Origin of the sequence: Mycobacterium gordonae, assembly GCF_001417955.2 — a bacterium.
Lineage (GTDB): Bacteria > Actinomycetota > Actinomycetes > Mycobacteriales > Mycobacteriaceae > Mycobacterium > Mycobacterium gordonae_B.
On sequence record NZ_LKTM01000275.1, the window covers coordinates 1 to 503 of the forward strand.

Annotated in this window: 1 protein-coding gene; it reads right to left on the reverse strand. The window is 66.4% G+C overall.

Annotation, left to right across the window (positions count from 1 at the left end; genetic code table 11):
- On the reverse strand, positions 1–503 hold a 503-nt coding region (locus AO501_RS19015; protein WP_156452676.1), incomplete at both ends, for a tyrosine-type recombinase/integrase.

The window sequence follows — 503 nt, forward strand, 5'->3', positions numbered from 1 at the left end:
GTCGTGTCTGTTGCGGCGCTGTTCCAGAATTCACGTGCTTTGCGGGCCAGGGTGTCGTCGGTGATGCGGGCGTATGCAGAGGTCATGGTGTCGCTGTGGTGGCCGAGGAAGTCGCGCACTTCCTGTTGGGTCCACCCGTTGTTGAGCAGCGTCATTCCGATGGTGTGCCGGAAGCGGTGCACATCGCCGCCGGAGATCGGCTCGCCGGTGATGGTGGAGGTGGTGATCCCGTGTTCGGTGAACAGGGCGGCGAGGCGATGCCGCAGGCCGCTGGTCGACCAGGGTTGGGTGCGGCCGGCGGAGGCGTTCGACCGAGCGCCTGGGAATAGGTGTTCGGCGTCGGGGCCGTAGGTGTCGCGGACGCGGGTCTGCTGCTCGAGGATGATAGTTGCGAGGCTGTCCGGGATGGGGAACCGGCGCCAGGCGCGGGTTTTGGGCATCCAATATTCGATCCAGTAGCCCGCGTCGGAGCGGTGCAGGCAGTCGATGGGCAGGGCGACCAG